21 protein-coding genes are annotated in these 25,465 nt (G+C 38.4%); 7 read left to right on the forward strand and 14 right to left on the reverse strand.

Going from position 1 to position 25,465, the window contains the following annotated elements; genetic code table 11:
• Positions 1 to 52: 52 nt before the first annotated feature.
• The 3 genes from F933_RS01055 to F933_RS01065 are packed head-to-tail and all read right to left on the reverse strand — an operon-like array spanning position 53 to position 5,199.
• Positions 53 to 1,042, reverse strand: coding sequence for a cell division protein ZipA C-terminal FtsZ-binding domain-containing protein (locus F933_RS01055; protein ID WP_005057598.1), 990 nt, complete (start codon positions 1,040 to 1,042; stop codon positions 53 to 55).
• Between the two features lies 1 nt (position 1,043).
• A complete protein-coding gene (gene smc, locus F933_RS01060; RefSeq protein ID WP_005057600.1) occupies positions 1,044 to 4,493 on the reverse strand; it encodes a chromosome segregation protein SMC in 3,450 nt (1,149 codons plus the stop codon).
• 10 nt (positions 4,494 to 4,503) lie between these two features.
• Complete coding sequence (locus F933_RS01065; RefSeq protein ID WP_005056644.1) at positions 4,504 to 5,199, reverse strand: GntR family transcriptional regulator; 696 nt, start codon at positions 5,197 to 5,199, stop codon at positions 4,504 to 4,506.
• 350 nt (positions 5,200 to 5,549) lie between these two features.
• On the opposite strand from F933_RS01065, the gene F933_RS01070 reads away from it, so the two are divergent.
• Both F933_RS01070 and F933_RS01075 read left to right on the forward strand, forming a co-directional pair.
• On the forward strand, positions 5,550 to 6,524 hold the full coding sequence (locus F933_RS01070; RefSeq protein WP_005057602.1) for a hypothetical protein: 975 nt from the start codon (positions 5,550 to 5,552) through the stop codon (positions 6,522 to 6,524).
• A 19-nt stretch (positions 6,525 to 6,543) separates the two neighbouring features.
• Positions 6,544 to 7,086: a GTP-binding protein gene (locus tag F933_RS01075; RefSeq protein ID WP_005057604.1), complete on the forward strand. Its 543-nt coding sequence runs from the start codon at positions 6,544 to 6,546 to the stop codon at positions 7,084 to 7,086.
• A 5-nt stretch (positions 7,087 to 7,091) separates the two neighbouring features.
• On the opposite strand, the gene F933_RS01080 is transcribed toward F933_RS01075, so the two are convergent.
• A complete protein-coding gene (locus tag F933_RS01080) occupies positions 7,092 to 7,892 on the reverse strand; it encodes a sulfite exporter TauE/SafE family protein (RefSeq protein ID WP_034710289.1) in 801 nt (266 codons plus the stop codon).
• A gap of 6 nt (positions 7,893 to 7,898) precedes the next feature.
• Here F933_RS01080 and F933_RS01085 point away from each other — a divergent pair, with 6 nt between their 5' ends.
• Both F933_RS01085 and F933_RS01090 read left to right on the forward strand, forming a co-directional pair.
• A complete protein-coding gene (locus F933_RS01085; protein ID WP_034710275.1) occupies positions 7,899 to 8,675 on the forward strand; it encodes a biotin--[acetyl-CoA-carboxylase] ligase in 777 nt (258 codons plus the stop codon).
• 15 nt (positions 8,676 to 8,690) lie between these two features.
• A complete protein-coding gene (locus F933_RS01090) occupies positions 8,691 to 9,434 on the forward strand; it encodes a pantothenate kinase (RefSeq protein WP_005057608.1) in 744 nt (247 codons plus the stop codon).
• Here the strand turns inward: F933_RS01090 and F933_RS01095 are convergent.
• Together F933_RS01095 and ffh are read right to left on the reverse strand one after the other, a co-directional pair.
• On the reverse strand, positions 9,404 to 9,991 hold the full coding sequence (locus tag F933_RS01095; RefSeq protein ID WP_034710276.1) for an RBBP9/YdeN family alpha/beta hydrolase: 588 nt from the start codon (positions 9,989 to 9,991) through the stop codon (positions 9,404 to 9,406). The two genes, F933_RS01090 and F933_RS01095, sit on opposite strands and share 31 nt — an antisense overlap.
• Before the next feature lie 160 nt (positions 9,992 to 10,151).
• On the reverse strand, positions 10,152 to 11,561 hold the full coding sequence (ffh, locus tag F933_RS01100) for a signal recognition particle protein (RefSeq protein WP_005057611.1): 1,410 nt from the start codon (positions 11,559 to 11,561) through the stop codon (positions 10,152 to 10,154).
• A gap of 147 nt (positions 11,562 to 11,708) precedes the next feature.
• Between ffh and F933_RS01105 the strand changes: the two genes are divergently transcribed.
• Both F933_RS01105 and F933_RS01110 read left to right on the forward strand, forming a co-directional pair.
• Positions 11,709 to 12,518 carry a cytochrome C assembly family protein gene (locus tag F933_RS01105; RefSeq protein ID WP_005057613.1) on the forward strand — a complete coding sequence of 270 codons (810 nt, stop codon included), beginning with the start codon at positions 11,709 to 11,711 and terminating at the stop codon, positions 12,516 to 12,518.
• A 79-nt stretch (positions 12,519 to 12,597) separates the two neighbouring features.
• Positions 12,598 to 13,527: a tRNA dihydrouridine synthase gene (locus F933_RS01110; RefSeq protein ID WP_005057614.1), complete on the forward strand. Its 930-nt coding sequence runs from the start codon at positions 12,598 to 12,600 to the stop codon at positions 13,525 to 13,527.
• Between the two features lie 41 nt (positions 13,528 to 13,568).
• Here the strand turns inward: F933_RS01110 and F933_RS01115 are convergent, their stop codons facing one another.
• The 7 genes from F933_RS01115 to F933_RS01145 all read right to left on the reverse strand — a co-directional run bounded on the left by F933_RS01115 (position 13,569) and on the right by F933_RS01145 (position 23,593).
• Entirely contained in the window at positions 13,569 to 14,618 is a 1,050-nt protein-coding gene (locus tag F933_RS01115) for a DUF6160 family protein (RefSeq protein WP_005057616.1), read from the reverse strand.
• A gap of 96 nt (positions 14,619 to 14,714) precedes the next feature.
• Positions 14,715 to 17,315, reverse strand: a complete 2,601-nt coding sequence (locus tag F933_RS01120; protein ID WP_005057617.1) for a DUF6160 family protein — start codon at positions 17,313 to 17,315, stop codon at positions 14,715 to 14,717.
• 27 nt (positions 17,316 to 17,342) lie between these two features.
• Positions 17,343 to 18,122 carry a hypothetical protein gene (locus tag F933_RS01125; protein WP_005057619.1) on the reverse strand — a complete coding sequence of 260 codons (780 nt, stop codon included), beginning with the start codon at positions 18,120 to 18,122 and terminating at the stop codon, positions 17,343 to 17,345.
• Between the two features lies 1 nt (position 18,123).
• On the reverse strand, positions 18,124 to 20,466 hold the full coding sequence (locus tag F933_RS01130; RefSeq protein WP_005057620.1) for a hypothetical protein: 2,343 nt from the start codon (positions 20,464 to 20,466) through the stop codon (positions 18,124 to 18,126).
• 244 nt (positions 20,467 to 20,710) lie between these two features.
• Complete coding sequence (locus tag F933_RS01135; protein ID WP_005057623.1) at positions 20,711 to 22,075, reverse strand: hypothetical protein; 1,365 nt, start codon at positions 22,073 to 22,075, stop codon at positions 20,711 to 20,713.
• Between the two features lie 244 nt (positions 22,076 to 22,319).
• Positions 22,320 to 22,889 carry a dCTP deaminase gene (gene dcd / locus F933_RS01140; RefSeq protein WP_004663684.1) on the reverse strand — a complete coding sequence of 190 codons (570 nt, stop codon included), beginning with the start codon at positions 22,887 to 22,889 and terminating at the stop codon, positions 22,320 to 22,322.
• 110 nt (positions 22,890 to 22,999) lie between these two features.
• Entirely contained in the window at positions 23,000 to 23,593 is a 594-nt protein-coding gene (locus F933_RS01145) for a LysE family translocator (protein ID WP_005056676.1), read from the reverse strand.
• A gap of 308 nt (positions 23,594 to 23,901) precedes the next feature.
• Between F933_RS01145 and F933_RS01150 the strand changes: the two genes are divergently transcribed.
• Positions 23,902 to 24,459, forward strand: coding sequence for a DUF2062 domain-containing protein (locus F933_RS01150; protein WP_005057627.1), 558 nt, complete (start codon positions 23,902 to 23,904; stop codon positions 24,457 to 24,459).
• A 24-nt stretch (positions 24,460 to 24,483) separates the two neighbouring features.
• Here F933_RS01150 and F933_RS01155 read toward each other — a convergent pair whose 3' ends face one another.
• Entirely contained in the window at positions 24,484 to 25,356 is an 873-nt protein-coding gene (locus F933_RS01155; RefSeq protein WP_005057630.1) for a 5'-methylthioadenosine/S-adenosylhomocysteine nucleosidase, read from the reverse strand.
• Between the last annotated feature and the right edge of the window lie 109 nt (positions 25,357 to 25,465).

Here is a 25,465-nt window from a genome sequence, read left to right on the forward strand (position 1 = left end):
AGGGCGGAAAAACCGCCCTATAATTTTTACTGAATTTATTATAAAAGATTCATTAGACTGTTGCTTGATTTGGACGATAATCAATCACATGATGACGCCAATGTTCTTTCAACTGCGGCGTAAACTCTAAATTATTTTCATCATAGACTTTACCATCTACTTCACGCGCAATTAAACCCGCAATACTGGTCATCATGTCATAACCTGTGATCGCTTTGCTATTAGGTAATGCCAAGAAGAATGCAAGACCTTGCACTTGCTCACCTGATAGAGTTTCTAAATCAAACCCTGCTGGGCCATTGTCGGTCATACGCAGCACAGAAAACATTAATGGGCTTGGCTCATCAGTATTTTCATAACGATGGAAGCATGACATTTCACCGAAACGTAAGCCGTATTTTAATAGTACTTTTAGAGCTTTATCCCCTGACAATGCACGACGCGGATTTGGATAGACATTCAGGGCAATAATCTGCTCTGCTGTTGCCAATGCACTTTCATCATCGTAGCGTTGTTGCTCATGCAAATGCACATCCAAAATATTACTTTCACCATCAAACTCTTCAATAGCAACTGTTTCTATATTTGGATTCAAGCTAAGTTCTGATTCTGCATCAGTATGTTCAGTTTTCGCTACAGTTTCTAAAAGAGTTTCAACTTCGTCTTGAGTTTGGGATTCAGAGATTGTTTCTTGCTTATTTACACTTAAATTTGATTCAGCAACTGATTCATCTGCGATTATCGATTCTGTAGCCTTTTCTTCTGGGATCTTTTCTGTAGTCGGCATTTCTACTGACGGTTTCGTTTCTAACGGTTCAGTTTTAAAACTTGGTTCCACACGTTCGGTTGTAGTGACCACTTCATTTTGTAAAAGTTGATCACGTACATGACGTGGAATAACGGGTTGCTGACTTTCGGGATTAATATATAACTCCGCTTCTAACGACGGCTCGACTGGTTTAGGTTTTCTTAAAATCATTATTAAACCAACGAGCATAATCACAACGGCGACAACAATGCCTATTATTGTATTCATTTCCATACTATGACTCCGCAACTAACCCGTATTCTTTTGCCTGTTCTAAATCGACAGTCACTAATTTTGATGTACCTGGTTCTGGCATGGTCACGCCGAGTAAATCCGTTGCCATGGTCATCGCCAGTTTATTATGTGTAATGTAAATGAATTGCACTTGTTCAGAAAGCTCTTTTACCAAATTACAATACCGCTGTACGTTGGCATCATCAAGTGGCGCGTCAACCTCATCTAAAACACAGAATGGTGCAGGATTTAATCGAAATATGGCAAAAACCAAAGCCAATGCAGTTAGGGTTTTTTCACCACCAGACAATAGTGCCAAAGAACTATTACGCTTTCCTGGCGGTCTTGCCATCAATTTCACTCCAGACTGCCAATCATCTTCCAAGCTTAACGTTGCTTCACCACCATTAAAAACCTTAGGAAACAACAACTGTAATTCCTGATTCACCTGATCAAAAGTAGTCATAAATAGCTTTCGTGTTTCTTGATCAATGCTTTTCATGGCATCTTTCAATTGATCAACAGTATTTTGTAGATCTTGCATTTGATGGCTCAGCTCATCGAACCGCTGTGCCACTTCCTCATATTCTTGTGAAGCCGCTAAATTCACCGCACCAATTTTTTCAAATTGCTGCTGCGCTTTTTCCAGTTTCTGTTGATGATCTTTAATTTCAATCGAAACATCAGATACAGCTTCTGTATTTAATTCTTTGAGCTGTTCCGTATAATGTTCACGATCTGATTTTGCTGCCTGCCATGCTAAACGCTTTTGTTCCAACTGCTCACGCACCTGCTCATCTTTCTGTTGAGCTTGATGACGTTGTTCTGTGAGTTGCTGCTGCTTCTCTTGCACTTGATTCAGTTCTAGCTGCCATTCATTCCATGTTTTCTGTAACTTTTCCGTTTGCTGGAATTGCTGTTGGAATTGTGACTCTAAATTCGGCAATTCAAGTTGAATCGGATCAACAAACTTCTTCGCCTGCTCGATTTGTTCGATGATTTGACGATATTGTGTTTTTAGGAATGAGATATCTTTCTCTAACAACTCAATTTGCTGATTGGCTTGCGAAGTCTGGCGACGTAAAGCTTCGCGTTGTTGTTGCTGTTGAGTCAACTGCTGCTGTTGCTCATCCAACTGCTCATTCAAGTTTTCCACCTGAAACTGTAGCGTCTTATAGTTCGGCAACACTGCTTCTAATTTCAATGCAAGCGCATGTAGATCAATCTCCAGATCATCACGCTGCATAGCATCTTCTTCAAGCTGTAGATCAAGCTGTTTTAGTTGATCTGCCAATTGCTGTTGCTGCAATACAAAGGCCTGTGCCGTACTTTGTAGTTTGACAATTTGCACATCTAGCTGTTGCAGCTCTTTTTGCTTTTGTTTCAGATTTTGTTGTTGCTGCTGCAAGTGCTGTTGCTGCTGTTGCATGGCCTGCTGCTGTTGCGAAACCTGATGTTCGAAATCAAAAAGTTTCGGTTGCTTCTGTACCAGTTGCTGTTCAATTTCCTCTAAACGCACTTGATGGCTGAGTATGCCCTGCGCAGTTTGGCTATCTTCATCATAATGCAGACCAATCATCCAATCAGCACCGACATGATAACCATCAAGCGTCAAAATCGATTGTCCTTGCTGGAGATCCGCTTGATATCGCAAAGCTGTGGTTAAATCTTCTGCAACGGCGACATTGGCCCATAAAGAAGATTGTGGTGCCTCGATCCATTCACTCAAACAGGTCAGCTCTGCAATTTGAACAGGCTGCTGTTGTGATGATTTTAACTGTCGTGAGATACCCTCTTGGAAGACTTGCCCATTCTCAATCAACTGCGCTTGCAACCATTTGGCTAAGAACTTCTCAATAATGCTTGCGTGTGCTTTAGCTTGAGCACTTAAACGTAGGCTTTGCATCAATCGAACTGCATGTTGATCCTGCTTCGGGCTTTGCTTTGCGACCAGCTGATTTAAGTTCTTTTGTTCAGCCAATAGAACCTGAATTTCTGTTTTCAGGCGTTGCAGATCCGTTTTGTTCGACTGTTGTTGATCTTGCTTAGTCTGAACATCCTGCTGTAATTGTTCAATCGCAGTTTCTAACGCAATAATTTCTTGTTGCAGTTGCTGCTGCAATTGTTCTAATTGCGCCTGTTCATCATCCTGAACCTGAGCACGAATCTGAGTGGTTTGCGTTTGTAAGGTCTGCTTTTGCTGCTCAATCCGCAGCACGTTCTTACCGAGCTGTTCAATTTGCGCGGCCATCTGCAACTTTTTTTGTTGTTGCTGATCGACTTGAGTTTTCAGTTGTTCAAATTGCTGATGTGCTTGCTTCTGTTGCGCTTGAACGTCACTAAAATTTTGCTCAGCCGTTTGTGTTTGCTGCTCTAAGGCAAGTAAGGTTTCGTTTTGCTCATCAAATTGAGTCGTTAAAGTTTCGACCTGTAACTCTGATAATTGTAACCGTTCCTTGGTTTGTAATTTTTGCTGTTCAAGTTGAACCAAACTACTGCTATTTTGCTGGAATAAACTCTGTTTTTGTTCCAACGTCATTTTTAATTCAGACAGCTTTTTCTCGGCCTGTTGCCATTCATGCTGCAAAGGTGAAGATTGCTGTATTAGGCGTTGGAATAAAGCACTGGTTGCTTCAAGATCGTGTTCAATGGTCTGTGACTCAGAACGAACCAACTTAAAGTTTTCACCCAGCGCCGTCATTTCAACCGTATATTCTTGTTGTAGCTTTTGACTTTGATTGGCTTGAAACGAAAGAATCTCAATTTTTAATGTACGGATCTGCCCTTCTAAAGTCTTGTATTGAATCGCGGCTTCAGACTGGCGTTTTAATGTTCTGAGTTGTGATTTTAGTTCAGCCGCAATATCGTCCAAACGCGCTAAATTTTGTTCTGTATGTTCTAAATGCTGTAAAGTCTCACGGCGACGTGCTTGATAACGAGAAACGCCAGCCGCCTCTTCAATAAAAATACGCATTTCTTCTGGCTTGGCATCGACTAGGCGGTTAATCATGCCCTGTTCAATCACCGCATAAGAACGTGGTCCTAGACCTGTACCCAAGAAAATGTCGGTAATATCACGACGGCGACAGCGAGTACCATTGAGAAAATATTCAGATTTACCTTCACGCGTGACTTGACGACGAACAGCAAACTCATTGTAGGCATTATAAGCACCACCGAGCTTGCCATAGGTATTGTCAAAACGAAGCTCTACACTAGCGACACCAACGGGTTTACGTTTGGCTGTCCCCGTAAAGATAACATCCTGCATGCTACCGCCACGCAATTGACGCGCACTAGATTCGCCCATAACCCAGCGAATCGCATCAATAACATTCGATTTCCCACAACCGTTTGGGCCAACGACAGCGGTGCGGTTGGCTTTAAAATGTAATGTTGTACTATCGGCAAAAGATTTAAAGCCTGAAAGTTTTAAACTGCTTAAACGCATACTGCCCTAACTAGCGGCGTGAGCGTCTAGCCCAAGCCAATTCAATCTGTTTCATACGTGTCAGAGATTCCAACACAAGGTTGCGCAAGTGTCGACAAAAATCTTCCATAAATAAAGCAGCTTGTTGTGATTTTCGGATCAAAATAGCATCAATCACCAGTTTAAACAGAGTAAAGGACTCTTGTAGCTCTCTGCGCGAAGTATTCAAGGTTAAAAAATAGCTACGACGTAGTGATGGCAATAGTTCTTTATAAAATTGCATCATGTATGGATTTGCCACCATATCATGTTGATCTGCTAAATATTTGAAAATTGCATCGTAGAATTTTTCAATATCTCCAGTCCTAACGAATTCAACCAATTGATCTAATAAGGCTTGCAACTGTTCGGCTTCATTTACTCGCCAAGTTTCACTGATCCGCTGCACAATATGTCCAAGCACCATCACATTGGTGTCAAACAAAGCCTTTACCTGTTGCGCCGACATTTCAGAAACAATCGCACCACGACGTGGAAAAATTTCAATTAAATAAGTACGTTCTAGTAATAACAATGCTTCACGGACAGAACCACGACTCACATCCAATTCTTTCGCAATACGCAACTCTTGAATGCGTTCGCCTTCAACCAGCTCACCACTAATAATTTGTTCACTAATATATTTTGCAATCTGTTCAGAAAGACTATCAGCCTCTTCGAGATTCATGAGCCCCTCGCTATCGTTGTTATACGCATTGTCCAATGCTGTTTGCGCTTTTTTGTTTTAACTGATCTCGCCTGATAAATTCTATATCATTGTCAGACAATTTTATTGCTTTTTAAGCCAATCCACCCTAAAAATTATAATTTGAGCATTATTTATACTAAAAAATAGTGTTTCAACACTTTAAGATCAACTACTTAAAAGATTTTAATACTGCTAACCGAATATCTGAAAGATTTATTTATTCATCTATTTTTTGTTGATATAAATCACATAAAATAATATTTTTATTAAAATAAACACATTTACCAATCATCTGTTGCTAGATCAGCAATCATATTTTGAGAAAGCGCATGGGCGTCCACCACCAAGCTGTCAATATTGCAATTTTTGGGCTAAGTCTCAGAACATTGAATACTTTAAAAGAACAAATACAAACAGTGGTGCCGAGTCATGTGCAAGTAAATTGGAGCAATATTGCTGAACCACAACTTGATATATTAATGATTAATCATATCTTTTTTGATTCACCAAACATTAAAAGTCTAATCAAAAACAGTAGTATCAATGTGCTACAAATTGCAAATGATGTGGATAAAAATAGTTCTATTGAAAATGGAACCTTGTATCTTCCTCTGAATCATCTTCACTCACTACATCATTGGCTCAGCGATCACCTGAATGAACCCTCAATTCAATCTTCTGAATCAGCAAGCGTTAATCAAAACCCAAGTAATACATTTCACCGCAAACAAATCAAAGAGGTTTTGCAGGAAATCCAGAATCCTAAAAATGGAAAAATCCAAATATTCGATAATAATGGTTTATTGGCAATTGCTGACCCTCGTAGCGAATGGCTTTGGCAACATCCTGACTTTAACTCATTTCAGACAGACCCTTCCCTAAATTACACGTATGCAACTCAAAATGATCAACAATGGATTACCGATTGTGGTCAACAAGATCTAAAACAATGGCTGTGGAATCTGCTTTGGTCATCTATGGACTTCGAAGAACTTTGTCCTCAATCAGCTTCTAGTTTTTATCTTGATGTTTGGCCACAACCAATGATTAAAATGGATCGTCAAGATATTCTTCGCATGTCAGCTTGTTTTGCCCAAGGTGCTCAAATTTCAATTGTTGCAAAACAATTAAATCTTTCTGAGCAAAAAGTTCGACACTTTATTGCTGCGTGCTTAGTAACCAATTTCGGACATTTAATTAAAGATCAGCAAGCTAAATACCAGCTTCAAAATAGTCAAACCGAAACTGAACAACACTTTATGAAGAAACTGTTTGGTCGTCTTCGTCATCGTTTAGGTTTTTAACTTCAAACCAAGGATATATATGATTTTACATCAATACAAAATCGTCTTTGGTGGGACGATGGGATCAGGTAAATCAACTGCGATCAAAACCTTATCTGAAGTGGAGGTGGTAAGTACTGAAGCACTCAACACAGACCTTGCTTCTCACGATAAGTTACTCACGACAGTCGGTATTGATTATGGTGAACTAACCTTGGACGATGGTATCAAAGTTGGATTATATGGTACACCAGGTCAAGATCGTTTCGATTTTATTTGGGCAGTCATCTGCAAAGGTGCAATCGGAACAATTATTATGATTGACCATGCAGCAGAAAACCCACTGCTCGATTTAGACCAATATATTCAAGCATTCCAACCTTTTGGTAATAACATTGTGATTGCCATTACCCATATTGATCGCAAACCTGAACGTACGCTTTCAATCTATAGAGAATGGCTCGCTAATCGGAAATTGAATTATCCTTTATTTTTTGTAGATGCTAGACAACAAGATGATGTTCTTCTCTTAGTTGAAACATTGATTGCAACCATTGAAGTGCATTATGGGTTGATTACTTAAATTTTTTAAAATAGCCCCTTATAAATAAAATAGCAGCCAACCACCACAAGCAAAGCGGCAAAACATTTCTTTAACATCGCTGCTGATAATCGATGTGCAACTTTTGCTCCAACTTTTGCCGTGATAAAACTCATGACACTAATTCCGAGAAAAGCATAAATATGCACATAACCAATCGTATTTGGCACATCAACTTTTTCTTTAGCTCCAAACCACATAAAGCCTAATGCACCAGCCACTGCAATCGGTAAACCGCATGCAGCTGATGTCGCAACAGCTTTTTGCATGATCACTCCATGACGATTAAGAAATGGAACTGTTAGACTGCCGCCACCAATACCAAAAATTGCCGAAGCAACACCAATGCCACCACCTGCTGCAAACTGTAAAGACGCTGATGGTAAATGTCGATTCGGATCAACCAGCGCATTTGCACCACTAAACATCTTATACGCCATCCAAACAGCAAATACCCCTATGACTAATTGTAAATGCTGTCCTGACATCATATATGCAACACCTGCACCTAAAAATGAACCAAGCACGAGTCCAGGCGCTAAATTACGAAAAACATGCCATAACACTGCACCTCTTTTATGATGTGCCATTACTGAACTAATCGAGGTCACAATAATGGTTGCTAACGATGTTCCAACTGCAATATGCATAATCACATTTGGGTCATAATGCATCTGAGTAAAAACAATATAAAGAATTGGTACAATAATTAAACCACCACCTACACCAAATAATCCGGCAGTGAATCCAGCAATTGCACCTATGAGCAAATATATGATTAACTCCATAAACACTTGACCACTCTACTTGTAAAAATGATGGATGATTTCGCTACACGTCAGCTACAGCAACAATTACACGCAAAAAACCAATTTCCTGAAGTGGTGTTGTTGAAAACAACCACAACATCAACAAATGATGACTTGCGTGAAATTGCTCAGAAGGGTATCACAACTGCACTCGTATGTAGCGCACAACAAACACAAGGTCGGGGGCAGCATCAGCGAGAATGGACTTCACCTGATGGGAATATTTATTTTAGTGCTCTCATTCAAACTCAAAATGTGCTAGATGGGCGTCTTGCTCTTGAAACTGCATTAAATATTCTACAAATGCCAAGCCTGCAAGGTTTGAATTTACAGGTCAAATGGCCAAATGACTTATATAGTCCACAAGGCAAATGGGGCGGAATTTTGGTAGAGCCACTCTCGACCAACCAAGCAATTATTGGTGTTGGAATTAATTTAAATACTCCAGCCGTTGAGAATGCAGATCAACCTATTACTTCTTTAGCCATGCTAGGATTACATCATATTGATCGTTTAACGATAATTGCCGAGCTCTACACAGCGGTTCAACAAGCTGCTCAATGGTTCGATCATGGTAGTTATAATTTAGCAGAACGTTTTAATCACCATGCGATTTGGTTAAATCAAAAGGTAGAATTTGAACATACACAAGCTAAGATTCAAGGCATATTTCTTGGGATCTCAAATGATGGTGCTGTTATAATCAAAACCGATAAAACTCAATCATTTTATCAAGGGCGTATGCGTCTGGCTTCGACTTAAGGAAATAACCATCTTATGAAAAGTTTATGGCTAGACATTGGAAATACCCGCTTAAAATATTGGATTACCGAACATAACAATGTCATTGAACATGCAGCAGAATTACATCTTCAATCGCCTGCTGATTTATTACTTGGATTAATACAACACTTTCGACATCAGAATTTAAGTCGTGTGGGCATTTCTTCCGTTCTTGATTCAGAAAATAACCAACGTATTCAAATGATTCTCGACATTTTGGATATTCCAATTATCTTTGCCAAAGTTCATGCACAATATGCTGGCTTGCAATGCGGTTACGATATACCAAGTCAACTTGGAATCGACCGTTGGCTTCAAGTTTTGGCGATGGCAAAAACGAATCAAAACTTTTGTGTGATTGGTTGTGGTACTGCGTTGACTATTGATTTGATCGAAGGTTTACAACATTTAGGTGGTTATATTCTGCCAAACTTGTATCTGCAAAGAGACTCACTAATTCAAAATACTAAAGGAATTAAGATTCCAGATTCAGCTTTTGACAACTTAAACCCCGGCCATAATACGGTTGATGCAGTTCATCATGGCATTCTATTGGGTCTCATCAGCACCATTGATCAAATTATGCATCAATCACCCAAAAAACTAATTTTAACTGGTGGTGATGCTGCTTTATTTGCCAAATTTCTAAATCATCATCAACCTCAAGTCGAATCAGATTTATTGCTTAAAGGCTTACAACACTATGTTCAACTCAACTCGGCTTTGATTAAAGTTTGAAGTATATTTAATAATTGTGAAAACTCAGTATAGCCATCTTCAGCACGGAAATGCCCTGCTTCTGCGACCTCGATGAGTTGAGCATTTAATAAATTCGAAAACTTGAAGCTGAGTGGCACTGGCACAATCGGATCATTACTCGAAAAGAATACCAATCGTCTGAGAATATTGCTTCTCAAAATATTACTTTCAAAGTGATGATGAATAAATGAATCATATTCGGCATGTTTTGCGATGGGTTCATTAAATGCGCCAATAAATAAACCAGCTTTTATCACGATATTTTGTTTGAGTTTTTTTGCTAAAAATTGACAGGCAGCAACACATGAAAGTCCATGTGCCACCACGATACTTTGTTCATTTATTCCTTTGAGTTGAGCTTCTAAGCAAGTTTGCCAAATCTCAGCTTCAGGATGATATGCATCTGCTAAAAAAACACGTTCAACCTCAACATTTTCACTCTTGAGTTGTCGTTCAAGCCAAATGTACCAATGCTGTTCAGGATCAGCATTTTCACTATGTAAAATAAATACTTTATTCTTCAAATTATGTGACATAATTAACACTAATTTTAATATAAACATAGACTTAATAAAAAGTATTATCTTTTAATCAAAAATTAGATATAGATTTTTTGTATTAAATTTAAACAACCCATCACTCGATTATATAAATAAAAAAGGCGCATAACGCGCCTTTCTTAATAACTCATGAACTTTATTTTTTTGGTTCATTATTACCAAATAAAGGACCCATATTTCCGCCACCACCAAATTGCTTTTGCATATTGCCTAATGATTTCAGCATTTTGCTCATACCTGATGGGTTGGCAAATTTTTTCATCATTTTCGCCATTTGTGTTTGTTGCTTAATTAACTTATTCACTTCAGCAACATCCATACCACAGCCAGCTGCAATACGCTTTTTACGACTAGGATTCATCAAATCAGGATTACGACGCTCTTTGATCGTCATTGATTGAATGATGGCTTCCATACGTTTAACTTGCTTTTCTGGGTTGGCCTTTTCAATCGCATCTTGAATGCCAGAATTGCTCATACCAGGCAACTTATCTAAGAAGCCCATCATGCCGCCCATCTTGCTCATTTGTTCAAACTGCATCAGCATATCTTCAAAATTGAAGGTTCCGCCCTTTTGCAATTTTTTCGCCATTTTTTCGGCTTTTTCTTTGTCGATTTTACGTTCAACTTCTTCGACCAAAGAAAGTACGTCACCCATACCTAAGATACGTTGCGCAACACGATCTGGATGGAATGGCTCAAGCGCATCTAGTTTTTCACCGATACCCAAGAACTTGATTGGTTTGCCAGTAATCGCACGAACAGAAAGTGCTGCACCACCACGCGCATCACCATCGGTCTTAGTAAGAATCACACCTGTTAAAGCTAAGGCATCATTAAATGCTTTTGCTGTATTCGCAGCATCCTGACCTGTCATCGCATCAACAACAAACAAAGTCTCGGTCGGCTTCACCGCAGCATGTAATTGTTTAATCTCGTCCATCATGTCTTCATCGACATGTAGACGTCCTGCTGTATCGACAATCAAGACATCTGCGAACTGGATTTTTGCTTGCTCAATGGCGCGATTGACAATATCAATTGGCTTTTCAGATGCTTCAGAAGGAATGAAACCAACACCGACTTCATTCGATACAGTTTCTAACTGTTTGATCGCTGCTGGACGATACACGTCGGCAGAAACAGTCATAACTTTTTTCTTTTGACGCTCTTTGAGAAAACGCGCTAATTTTGCAGCCGTTGTCGTTTTACCCGCACCTTGCAAACCTGCAAGAAGTACAACAACAGGCGGTTTTGCACTTAAATCTAAAGTCTCATTCGCCTCACCCATCATCTTGGTGAGTTCATCATAGACAATTTTTACAAATGCCTGACCAGGAGAAAGCTGAGTCATTACTTCTTGACCAAGTGCTTCTTCCTTAACCTTCGCGATGAACTCACGAGTTACAGGTAACGCCACATCGGCTTCAAGAAGTGCCATACGTACTTCACGTAGGGTATCTTTAATATTGTCTTCGGTCAGCTGCCCTGAGCCAGTAACATTTCTTAAACTCTGTGTGAGTCGTTCTGTTAAGGTATCAAACATTGCGAAATCCGCTTAAAATGGCTAGTTGCAAAAAAATCTTTCTTAAAATAGAAAATTTATGCGTAAGATGCTATAGGATACTGTAGTTCGAAGCGAATTTATATCTTATATGGCGAATATTATTCATACTCCTGAAAAAGGTTTGACATGATCAGTCTTCCCTTGGTTTATACCGTTTTGGCCCTTATAGCGTATACCAGTTCCTTTTGGTATTTGTTTATACATTTGATGTCAAAACGTAGTCCGAATCTATGGTGTTATGGTCTTATGGTGGGTCTAGGGCTGATACTACATGGTACAGTACTATACCAAGACATGTTGACTCCTTTAGGAGTGAATTACGATGTCTTTAACCTGATGTCATTTACTTCAGGGTTGATGTTATTACTGAGCTTAATACTGAGTTTGATTCGCCCTATTTTGCCATTGAACTTGATCGGTACGCCAGTTGCAGCTTTTGGTTTAATCTTAGGATTTGCGCTAGGTCAGCCTAATCAAATTATTGAACAACATAGTTTTGGTTTAGATTTACATATCATCTTATCTTTATCTGCTTATGCAGTTCTTTTGATGGCAACTATTCATGCTGTCTTGCTTTGGTTTCAGGATCGAGAACTTAAAAAGAAACAAAAAAAACGTATTTGGGTCAATCTACTTCCCCCTTTTCAAATCATGGAATCTGTATTATTTGATTTAATCATTACAGGTTTTGGTTTACTTACTGCAGCTCTATTATTTGGCTTTTTCACAATTGATAATTTCTTTGCTCAACATCTCGCACATAAAACAGCTTTTAGTATTATTTCTTGGTTCTTGTACGGTGCACTACTGATTGGTCATTACAAATTTGGCTGGCGTGGACGCAAAGCGATTCGCTTCACCATCACAGGCTTTGTACTGCTCGCCATTGGATTTATTGGCAGTAAGTTTGTTTTAGAGATGATTTTAGGACGTTAATTTTTACATTTTAATAAACACTAGACAGCTTATCTTAAAATGCGTATAAACCCTTTTTTGCTTGACTAGGTAATGCTCCGTGAAACTTGTACTCGCTCCAATGGAAGGTCTAACTGATCCAATTATGCGTGATGTGCTCACACATGTTGGCAGTTTCGACTGGTGCGTGACAGAATTCATTCGTATAACTGATAGTATCCTTCCAGATCATATTTATTATAGCTTCTGCCCTGAACTTAAAAATGACGGTAAAACAGCAGCGGGTACACCTGTTCATGTACAGTTTTTGGGTAATAACCCAGAGATGTTAGCTGCAAATGCCGCAAAAGTTGTTGAGTTAGGTGCGCCTGCGATTGATCTTAATTTCGGTTGCCCTGCTAAAACAGTCAATCGCCATCGCGGTGGCTCTGTATTGTTAGACGAACCTGAAACCGTCCATCTCTTAGTCAAAGCCGTTCGTGATGCAGTTCCAGCACATATCCCTGTTTCTGCAAAAATGCGTCTCGGTTATTTAGATGAAAACCACACCTTGGATAATGCGTATGCTATTGAAGATGCAGGTGCAAGTTGGCTAACCGTTCACGCTAGAACGAAAGCAGATGGCTATACCCCACCCGCTTATTGGGAAAAGATTCAACCGATTACCGAAGCACTCAAAATAAATGTGATTGCGAATGGTGAAATCTGGAGTACTACCGATGCAAAAGCTTGTATAGAACAATCACACTGTAAAGATATTATGATTGGTCGGGGGGCTGTGACTACACCTGATTTAACCTTATGTATCCGAGAAAATAAAAACACTCCAGTCCTATATTGGCAAAACTTGGTTGAGCTTCAACAGCGTTTTCTGAGTGGACAATTTAAAACTGAAATTGGAATGATAGGTCGTTATAAACAATGGTTAGGCATGATGACTAAAGCGTATCCAGAAGCTCAAGAATTATGGAGTCTGGTAAAGCGGGAAAAGCAGCTTGATAAAATTCTTGAATACTTAAATCAAAAATAGGGAGTTACACTCCCTATTTTAAAATCTAACATCAGAATTAATTACATACCGCTAATTTTCATTTTCAGATTAGTGACTGAACCACCAATCATTCCAACATTACCTATTGAATTATTCTGAAGACCATTAAAAACGGTAGGGTCAAGTGTTCCAATCGTATTCCCAAGTTTTATATTATTTAAACTCAAATTAAAGTCGTCAGTTTTGCCAGTATTTCCAAAAACCAAACCAGCTTGTTCTGTACTAGATTGCCCTTCAATACCTGCGTAAAAACTATTAAGGCGAAAGCCTGTAGTTGCATTTGTTGCTTTGAACTGTAAATCAAAACTTGCACCAATCGGTGCAGTCGTTGGATCACCTGATGTTGAATAATCAGAAACCAACATGAAATTACAACCTGTCCCTGTACCACAAATCGAATCAATTGCTCCACCAAATTTGATCATTTTCCCTTGTGGTGCAGCACCGAGTTGAATGTTCATTGTCGGTTTATTAGAGGCAATAAATTTTATATCAACATTATCTTTGATTCGTAATAATTCTTTTACACCCGATTGAAGCTTGATAGTTGAAGCAATATCAAAAATCGATTTCCGAGTGTAATTGGAACCCACAATTGTGGAAATATTATTGGCATCAGCAGTATAAATGGAAAATGGTTTTATACGAAAACCTGTATAATTTCCACTAAAAGACAAGGCAATATTAGCAAACGCGCCATTTGTACCCGTGCCTTTATCTGTATCAATCACTGCATTTATAGTCGGCAGTGAGGTGTCAGCATTACTAGAGTCTATACCGACTATAGCAACCGGATTAGGCTTTCCTGCAGTTGTCGGCGTTTGACCAGCAATCCCGGCAATAATTAAACCAGCACGATTAGTATAATTTGGTGCTGTATAGCCACCGTATGACAAACCATCTGTATCAATGACAGCAATTTGATTAAATTCAACTTTTGAATTATTAACCGAAATATTAATACCATCTTGTCCAGTCGTACTAGATAGACTTTTGTCATCCATAGGCTGCATTGCCATAGTACATGGACTTAATATGAGCAGACATCCTAGAATATTTTTTTTCTTCATTGTCCTAATCCTTAAGACAAACGTTTAAATTATGTACACAACTTTAACACATTATCACGATACAGAATACTTCAATCATCGGATGATCTAAGAGACTCAGTTTCTTGGAATAATGCCCAATTGGCTACTTAAACGACCACCTGTGAGTACCATTTCACCTAAGCGAGCACCTGCACCCGTCGCAGGAGGATAAAGATTGATATCACGTGCTCTAAATACACCTGCAATTTTGTCTGCTGCTGTTCCAGTACCATTGGTACCAGCAGGGTTAAATGTCAAAGCAGTATTGAATCCAACCATACCTTCACCAGTACTATCTCGACCAACAACAATCGCATTATTAAAAGCCAATTTACCCTGCAAATTATCTAGGCCTAGAGTAGAACCATCAATTGGATCACTAATCTGAATCGTATTGTTGTTCCCTGTTAATTCAAAATCACCCACAATACTTAAACTATTACCAGTTCCATCACTCTTATATTCATTATTCGGAATAAGTGAAAAATCCATGTTACCGCCTAAACGTAATTTAAGGCCAAGTAATACATCATCTTTTAAAGCAAAGTTGTTTACTGGTGCAGCACTTCCATTAGAACAGCCCACAGCACTGCCATTTGCAGCACAAGTTTTATATATAGAACCAGGTAGATAACCCGCTGCAAGTTCAGCAGACATTACGATGAGCATATCTTTTAGACTAACGTTAAAGCTACCTCTTTCAACACCAATTGTTCCGGCGCCTTTGAGAAGCATATCTATATTTCTCAATCCCATATAATAGTTTGTTGGTTGGATACCGTTAGCACTGTTGTTATCGTTATCACCACCATCAATCACCAATATAGATGTTGTTTTATTCCCTTGTGCAACAAAGCTACCATTACGGTCGATCCCATCAGTACTCATTGCTAAAGAGAAACCTAAACGAGGAGTTTGTCCTGTACCTACCGTAGATTTATTACCATTGAGATCATATGTATAAACGGAGCCTGCATCAGCCTTTGTTCCAAAAATAGCCATATTGGCATTCAAATTATAGAAAGGTAATGCCAATCCCCATGTATTTAATTTATTGGCGCCTGTATTTGAACCATCATGTTCAATAATAGGCTGATAACCAGAAGCAGGATTATAGGTTGCACTATTGGTAAAACGTCCTCGTCTTGAAATTGCTTGGAACTCTGCTCCTCGAACGGCAACTAACATACTATATGGATTTGTATTTCCCGTACCCGTATGAAGATTTTGGGTGTAATCTGCGGCACTTGTTAAGAACTGGCCACTACCAAAACGACTAGTTTGAAAGACATAGTTTGCGGGTAAAGCAACCGACTTAGTATCAACTAGGTTTATATAGACATTCCCACTATCAAATGAGCCACGAGTTCCAGTTTGAAGCCCTGTCAGATTACCGAATTCAAACCCATAAGTATTTAATCCTGCACCACCTATTTCCAAAGTGGTTGCATTTGATTTTTCGGCAGCACTTACAGTTCCATCCATATTAGTATCTAACATCATGTCTGTATCTGTAGTGAAGTCGGCTTTCATGCGGAAACCGATGCCTGTTCCACCCACAATGTTACCACCTAAGGCACCTGCACCAAGTCCATTATTCGCTGTACCTAAAATATTGGTACTGTTTGGATTACCATACTGCCCTGTAGTAATTACAGGATTTGCTAGTCCAGTCGAATCAACTCCACGAATTTGTAATGAGCCATTGACCATTCGCCCACTAGCACCTACACGAATCAGACCTACTGCACCCGCAGGTGTTTTCGTATCATTAGTCACTGCATAGCGAGTATTATTATCAGTATTTGTGACATTTTTATTCGTCATGAATTCTAAATTCAAACCTGCATTTGTTGCATTATTTGAACCATTTTTATATGTTCGCGCTGTGATCGCAGAACTACCACTGTCTTCTACACGTGTAAAATCGACATAGCCAAGTGTTGAACTTGGTCTATTACTTGTCAATGCGTTAGGTGTTCCAACAGCATTTGTTTGAATACGAATACCTTCTTTGTCATCAACATACATCACACCTTTACCTAAAAAATTAAAATTGAAATTTTTCAAAATAAGTTGATTGAGTTGATTATTTACATCTACTTGCCCTAAGTAGATATTCGCATTCTTTAGACCTAAGACTAAACTTGATTGGCTAGTTTTACTAAATAAACCGTCTCTAGTCTGAAAGCTTAATCCAATTGCTGAGCTTGTTTGAATACCTAATGTTCCTACAGGATCACTACAACGCATAGAAGATTCTGTATCACATACTTTAAAAGCATCTACAGTAATTAAGGACGGATTGGTTGAAAGCTCTAAATCAAGCCCAGCTTTGCCAGTTTGACTACCAATATTAATCTTATAATCTGTTCCCAAACCAAGTGGTGAAGCATTACTTTGTCTAATTTTAAAACCTTCTGCTATCGCTCTCAGTTTTGTATTGGTTGCTCCAGCACTACCTCGCCCAGCATCATCTTCCCAATAAAACTGTTGAACATCAACAGCATCATAACTTGTCGCGATATGCACACCATCTTGACCATTTATATTACGTAATGCACTGTCATCAAGACTTTGTAACGCAAAAGTTGAATGACTTACTAGCATTAAACTTGCAGCTAAAGTAGTCATTGTGAAACATGTTAATCTGTGGTTTTGCTTATTTTTTTTCATCACTATAATCCTTGTGAAGTTATGTGATTAGCAACGCGGATGACCGCTGTCACAACTAAACATCATAATTCGTCCTTGCATAGCAAGATTACCGTTCATTTGCATTCCCACAAAACCAGTTTCTCGACCAGTATCATAATTATTTGCTGTTGTTGCTCCACTTGCGACTGTACCAGTAGCCTGAGCTTTTGCTGCATATGTAGAAGCTTTTAGATATCCATAATCAGCAGGATTAGTGCTTGTTTCTTCAATTAAGTTACCGCTGGTATCATAATAAGAAAGCACTTTATCCTGCTCAATTGATAAAGCAGTAAAACCAAAATTACGAATTTGAATCGGCTTGGATGCATCAAAACTGAGTTGCATTGAAGGTTTAATTTTGTCTAATCCGCTGTCATTTTTATAAACTAAATCGACTCCATCTAAACCTAGTTTTTGAATATTAACGGTTCCTTGAATTCCTTTCATAACTAGCCATAATTTTCGAGCTTTTGCAGCACTGGTTGGATCACTTGCAGCTTTAGTCCACAAATCAACAGTATCACCACTATTCTGTTGTACAAATCGTTTATTAAATGAAATCGCTAAACGACAATAAGCCAAATCTGTACAATTAAAAGTCGGAGTTTTAGTCGCGTCTTGAAGATCAGCATTAGACATCACGTTATGGTTTAGCGATAACTTAAGAGATAAGTCAGCTCCAGCCTGCGCTTGAACTGCCTGTAGCTCTTGGTTATCTAATACCTTGAGTTCTGCATGAGCAAAACTCGTAGCAAGCAATAAAACAATAGAAGCTTTTTTCATCATTTTATAGCCCTGCCGTCGTTATTTTCATATGTTGAATGAGTAGCCCATCAATAACAGCTGACCCCATATTATTCAGTCCTACATTTGCAGAACTAGGGGCTGGGTTAGATGTCCATTTTGAACCACTGAAATTAGCGCCAGTACCCATATTCGCATTCCAAGTCGGTAGTGCTGCCCAAGCAGGAATCGTGATTTGTCTTGTATTGTTGCTTCCTGCAGTATAAGTTGTATGTGCAATTGTTGGATTATATCCAGCAACAATTTCAGGAACATCAAAACTACTTACTTTAACCCAACCACCACTTCCACTTCCGTTCGCAGCACCACCCGTCATTGCAAAATCAAAACATGTATTTGTAGTTCCTGTACTGTTATTACACCTACCTCCATCAGTATTCCAATTGAAATAATTACGGAAAGATGCAAAGTTTCTCCAACTGCTTGAATTTATATTCACCCCATACGGGTTAGCAGTCTGACCTGCACTATTCAGACCAGTTACATATGTCCATCTATTTTGCTGGTTAGCTGTGGTGCTGGTTGTATTAGCAGTACATGCAGGACTACCGGTGCCTGTCGCGACACAACCATTTGGTGTGTAATACGATCTGATTCTTGCTTCTAATTGGTAATAATTACTGGTACTTGCTGCAATATTAGTTGTTCCAGTCGGGATCAAGCCAAAAGAAATACCAATTGCATCCTGTGTTGCAGTACCTTTAAATGCTTGTAGTGTTTTACCACCATCCAAAGATTCAACAGTACCGATACTGATACTGCTATGCGTTGCAAGTTTTTTATTGGTTAAACTACTTGCAGAATAGTCATCACGAGGAGAACCACCTTGATAACCTGAAATTTCACTTGTTCCACACTGATATACATTACATGTTGAACCCAAATAACTTGCATCTGTACCAGTATAATCTGTATAAATTTTCTTATATATTTCTTCTTTATTCGGAATTCTTGTGACTTCCAAGCTAAAGTTCTTACCATCAGACCCTAAAATAACAGGTTGGTATAAAGAACCTAATACCAAATTTATATTAGGGTTATAAATAAATAGACCTTCATTTGGCGAAAAGTTCGGAGCCGTTGTAACACCACTTCCGCTTACACCCGGACTTGCTAATAAACCCTGAGCCGAACCCGTAGTACAACCATTTAAATTACCAGCCCCACATTCTTGCGTACTAAATCTAAGAACACTTTTAACAGACGGCATGTTAAAACTCCATGCGCTAACACTATCCGTTGTATTTTGAGTTCTTAATTGATAAATGCGACTATTAAAAGACGCATCTGTTGGTTCAGCTCCGGAATTTACATAATTTAGATCTTGAGTAGAATAACGCAATGTTGTTGATTCAGAACGGTTAATGGTAGGTCTTGTTATTCCTGCCTTTAACCCGGCTCCATCACCACTGTTAAAACGAAGAGTACCAGCCAAACCTAGAGTATTATTATAAAAATAACTTAACCCGCCACTATCAGTTGCCCCTTTAAGTGTTTGGAATACTTGCAAATTACTACCATTAACACTGAAACCATTCCATATTCCCTGTAGTCTTAGTCGATTAGCTCGTTCAGCTTCTTCAGGTCTTGACGTATGTGTTGTACTAAATTGTTCACCTAATTTAAATTGATCTGCATTACCTTCAGCTTTACTTTGATCACGCACGAATGCATCAGCCCATAAACCCAATTTTAGATTATAAGCGTCTGCACCATTCGCAGCTGAGGTCGGTATAGTTGTCTCGTATAGGGGCGCTTCTAAGTTTAAATAAGTGACTTGGCATGATACATCTGTTCCACCCGTACATGCACTGGAACTGAAATTAGGAACATTTTTTGCTGTCGTTGCCTTAAATATCCAAGGGTTAGTTGCTGTACCCCAGCTTTTTATTGCAGCATTAGCAATAAGACCATTCATACCAGTATCTAAACGACTATTGGTATCATTATTGGCATTTTTAGAAATTGCCAAACCATATAAATATAAATCTGCTTTACCGACCGAATGATCTAAAGAGTTAACATTGCCATCTTTATTCGTATCTTGCACAGTTGAGGTTAAGCCCCCTACTGGAACATAATGAATATAACCCGTATCATTTACACGTTTAGTCGCATCTAAGATATCAGCCTGAGTCTCATTTGGTCCTGCACCACGAAAAACAAAATAGGCATCTTGCGGTAATAATGCAATCCCTTCACCAGTGGTTTGACTTAGACCATCATCCGAAAGCTCTTGCAATGCAAAAGCAGATTGGCTTATGCATAACCCAATCAAACTCGCTAAAACAGTTTTTTGAAATGATACCGTGTAAAGTGTAGTCATCTTGACCTTCCTGTTAACGATGCTCCGCACCAACTTTATTTTTATCCCAATAAGTGACTTACATCTCCAAAATTGAAGAAATGCTTCCAAGCATCACTTAAATTTGTAGGTTTCACCTACATTCTTTCAAATTACATTATGCCTAACATTTACACAAATGCAAAACAAACTGGCTAAATGTTACATTTTTCCGATAAGCGAAAATTAAAAAAGTCGCTTAAGCGACTTTAATATAAATGTAAAATTAACAAAATTTTAAAGAACCATAACAGTTCGGGGCAAATGTTTGATTAACCAATTGCAGATTACTCAACTGCAATTCTGCTGGCCTTGCACCAGATAAATCTCTTGTTCCAACATTAAAATTTCCACCTAGACAAGCTGTAGCTAGAAATCCACAATTCAATGGGTTAGTCGTTAATTCTTGACTCACAGAAGTCAATGCATCTCTGACAGTGTCCGCTTTAATTGTCACAGTATCTGTTGGATCAATTGAGCCAATATCTATTGGATTAGATAGCTCTAACCACCAACCAGATCTAGCTGTTGAAACCGTCCCAGGCCATATTATATCTCGTGCCTGCAATGAGAGTGACATTGGACTACCACTTAAATTGATTTTATGGATATACCCTAGATTCTCTGATAATGGTACTGTTACAGGTAAATTATTAATAGTTCCAGTAAGATCTCCATTTAAAGTAATGCCACCTAGAATATCAACATCAGCAGCCAACGTACCTGATAAATTAATACCACTCACCACAGCAGAAGCCATCAAATTTGCCGTTGTCATTCTAGAACCTGTTATCACTTGTTGTGGTAAGACTAACTGTGCTTTTTGCGTAGGGGTCAGTGTTATATCATAAGATTTAGTTGTGAAATCAAGATTAAAACCAGCCCCAAAAAGAATTGTGCCTCGAGCCTTACCTGTAATTGCCTGATTAAGACCACAACCATTAGTTGCATTGACCGTACACGCTGGACCTGTTTGTGTTACACGAGAAGAATTAACTGTTGCTAAACCAGTCTGAGGAGCTACTACCATATAACCACTTAAACTATTGATACCATTTGGTGTAGCCGAATTTTCCGTCCCAATAGTTAGTAAGCCTTGAGTTGATTCAGCACTAAAACGAATACCAGATATCTCACGAGTAGATGCTGAATTTGGATTTTTAATTGCAAATTCAAAAAAAGGATTCGTGATTTTTGCATCACTTTGTACTCGCCCTTCTCGAGTATCTGCTACACCACTTAAACTTACATTATCAAAATCAATATCACACGCACCGGAACCATTTACACCACCACAACCTAATTGCAATTTTTTTATATTTGCATTTAATTCTAATGTCGCTTCTAAGCCTAGCTTGTAAAATCCAACGCCACCATTGCTGGGATTAGAAACTCCTGTTCTTTGCGATTCTAAATTGAGAGTATCTTTCGGTGATATATAAGTTAAACTCATTAATGCCTGCCCTGTTGTTGCAGACATTTCACTATCGCTCAAACGTTGCAAACCTTCGGAGGACGCATAAGCAGAATTAAGGCATACACTACTACTCAACACCAACATTGCAAAATATAGAGACTTAAACCGTCGCATAACGACCTCCATGTAAAACATCCATATGTTCTTTTTATTACTCATTTCTGCCTGATCAAATACTTACCTAAATAAGGCAATAGCAACTTCAGTGATCTTGTACAAAAACAAATCAAACTGTATTGATTGTATCTTATTTTTTATTAATTACTAGCTTCATTCGTCTGAACAATTATTGTGATGAAGGAAGCGTTTTAAAATCATTGTATTAAAAAACCCATCATTTACAAATGATGGGTTTTCTTTAAGTCTTAGGTAAAGTCACACCTGTTTGACCTTGGTATTTACCACCACGGTCTTTATATGAAGTTTCACAGACTTCATCACTTTCAAAGAACAACATTTGCGCCACCCCTTCACCTGCGTAAATTCGTGCAGGAAGGTTTGTTGTATTTGAAAACTCAAGTGTAACGTGACCTTCCCATTCAGGCTCTAAAGGCGTTACGTTTACAATAATGCCGCAACGCGCATAGGTTGACTTACCCAAACAAACGGTTAATACATTACGCGGGATACGGAAATATTCAATTGTACGCGCTAAAGCAAATGAGTTTGGCGGAATAATACAAACATCAGATTCAATATCAATAAAACTTCTATCGTCAAAGTTTTTGGGATCAACAATTGCGGAATGAACATTCGTAAATACTTTAAATTCACGCGCGCAACGGACATCATAGCCATAGCTAGATACCCCATAAGAAATCAGCTTTTCTCCGTTTTCATCGAAACGAACTTGATTTTCTGCATAAGGTTCAATCATGCCGTGTTTTTCGCTCATTTCGCGAATCCAACGATCAGATTTTATTGCCATGACTTTTATCCAAAATCTAAGTTAATGATTGGCGGTTACTTTAACTTAAAATGACTTTAATGAAAACAATACCCCCTATTGATATGTCAACGTCAGGGTATTTATTTATTCTATAAATTACTAAGGGCAGAATAACTGATAGGAATAGCGAAACTGATTAGTACAATAGATGCAGTTCTTTGAAGTTTTGCTTGCGATAGCCACGTCACTTTATTGGTCGCTAAAATTGCACCAACACAAATCCAGAACATTGCAATTGGCAAAATCAACCCGACAAATGTACTCATGTGAGCAATGTAAAGTTCTTGGCTTTTCCAAACGGCTGCTGGAAAAATGGCAGAAGCAAATAAAAGTGCTTTAGGATTAAGTAAGGTCGCGCAGAGAAGTTCTCTTGGACGGATGGTTGGCTGATTTAATACAACTTCTTGGTCTGCTGTACGCCATAATTTCAATGCGAGGAATAAAATATAGCAAGCACTCAATAATTTTAGAAAAGTAGGTAATAAAGGCAAGGTAGTCGAAACTTTACCAATCAAAAAACCCCATGTGCTTATTGCAATGATATAGCCCAATGCTTCGGCAGGAATCAATAATAAAGACTTACGCAAACCGACTTGTATCCCTGAAGATGCAAGTAAAGTATTGGTAGGACCTGGTGTTAGGAGAATGGTTATAACTAAACCAATAAAAAACCATGAAATCATTGAATGACCTCACTAAGAGTTAGTTTCAGACTAATCCAATTACAAATCTATAGCAAAAAAATAACTGTAAGCACTTATGACTATGAGTTATGCAAGCTTTTATTTTATTTAGCTTTTATCAATTACAAGCCCACTCTACTGCTGAGTCATGTGATTTAGATTGTATATTTTGAATACAAATTATCTTGAATATTGATAATCACTTTCAGCACACAATTTCACGTATCAGTACATTTTTAAGCTTCTAATAAGTAAATAGTGTTATTTTATCGCCATATATTGATTCTTTAAGATCTATTTTTAACTTTATGCCTAAGCAATTCTTTCAGAAGTGGCTTCCTTCATCGGAAAAAGTCGCTCGTCTTAAGTTTATGAGGATATTTGGCGAACGCACCTTAAATCCGCTGCTATGGTATGTAAATCGACACTCTATTGCTAAAGCCATGTTTATTGGTACTTTTTGGGGTATTTTACCTGTCCCTTTTCACAGTATTTTTATTATCTTAACCGTACTTTGGTTTGAGGTGAATTTACCGATTGGCTTATGTATGGCATGGTTGACGAACCCCTTTACCGTAGTTCCTATTCTTTACCTCGGTTTTTGGTTTGGTAGTAAGATCTATCACGTTCATATGATTAATAAAGATATGCTACTGGGTGTCCTTCATCAAATTATCAATTGGTTAAAAAATTTTGGTCATGGCCATATTGATTTTAGTCTTGCAAAAATATTGGTTTCAGGATTAGTGATTGAAGCTATTTTATTTGCCATTATTTTTTATTTTGCGACTCATTTATTGTGGCGTTGGGTCGTGATTAAAAACTGGAAAGCCCGCTCTAAACTTCAGAAAGAAGAAGTGATTTAACATTCTTCTTTCTTTACGTTTAAACTACTTTATTTCACTTTTAGCTTTCATAAATTGTTCTGCGACATCCAGCACGTAATCTTGACACGCTTCACCAGTCGCGGGGTTATAGGCTCCATTGTTTGTAATATTATTTGATAAAATACGAATACCAATGAATGGGACATTAAATTGATGTGCAACCTGAGCGACAGATGCAGCCTCCATTTCTTCAACGGATGTTCCATAAGTTTTACGCAACAAATCAATTCGATCTAGTTCATTATTCCAAACATCCGCAGAACCAATGGTTCCTTCTACCACTTTCCCTTTGCTGTAATTCGGTTTAGCTTTGTAAGCCGCAATTAATAACTCTGGATCTGCTTCAAATTTTCGTATCGCAATGGGCTCTGGGTCAGCCTCATCATCAGGAAGTACATCAAAAGCTTCGTTCCATTCCAATGCATTTGAACCATCACCAATCGGTTTTTTTGGCGTTTTAAATGCCCCTATATTGGTAGTGAATTTACCTAAAACAATATCAAATACATTCAAAGCTGGATCATGCCCGCCTGATGTTCCCTGATTGATAATCGCAATCGGTTGATAGCGTTGAATAGCTAATGCTGTTGCAGCGGCTGAATTACTCATTCCCATTCTTGTTTTAGAAATGATCATTGGATAACCTTTATAAGTGCCTTTCCAAAATTTCCACTCTCCTATCATTTCAACACTGACGTTATCTAATTTTGATGCCATACGTTCAGATTCGACAGGTAATGCACCTTGGATCACAATAGGTTGTAATTTAACTTGTGATTGCTCAGTCTGTTTTGGGGAATCATCACCATTACAAGCACTCAGTAAAAGTGCACTGCACAATCCTAAAAAACCTACAGCTCTTTTAATTGACTTCATACCATCACTCGAAAATAAAATAGTGATGAAGCAATTCATGTGCCAAATTTTACTAATCGTTATATTTTCAACATTACAGATAAAGAAAAGCCCAACGTTTCGTTGGGCT

Origin of the sequence: Acinetobacter beijerinckii CIP 110307 (assembly GCF_000369005.1) — a bacterium.
GTDB lineage: Bacteria > Pseudomonadota > Gammaproteobacteria > Pseudomonadales > Moraxellaceae > Acinetobacter > Acinetobacter beijerinckii.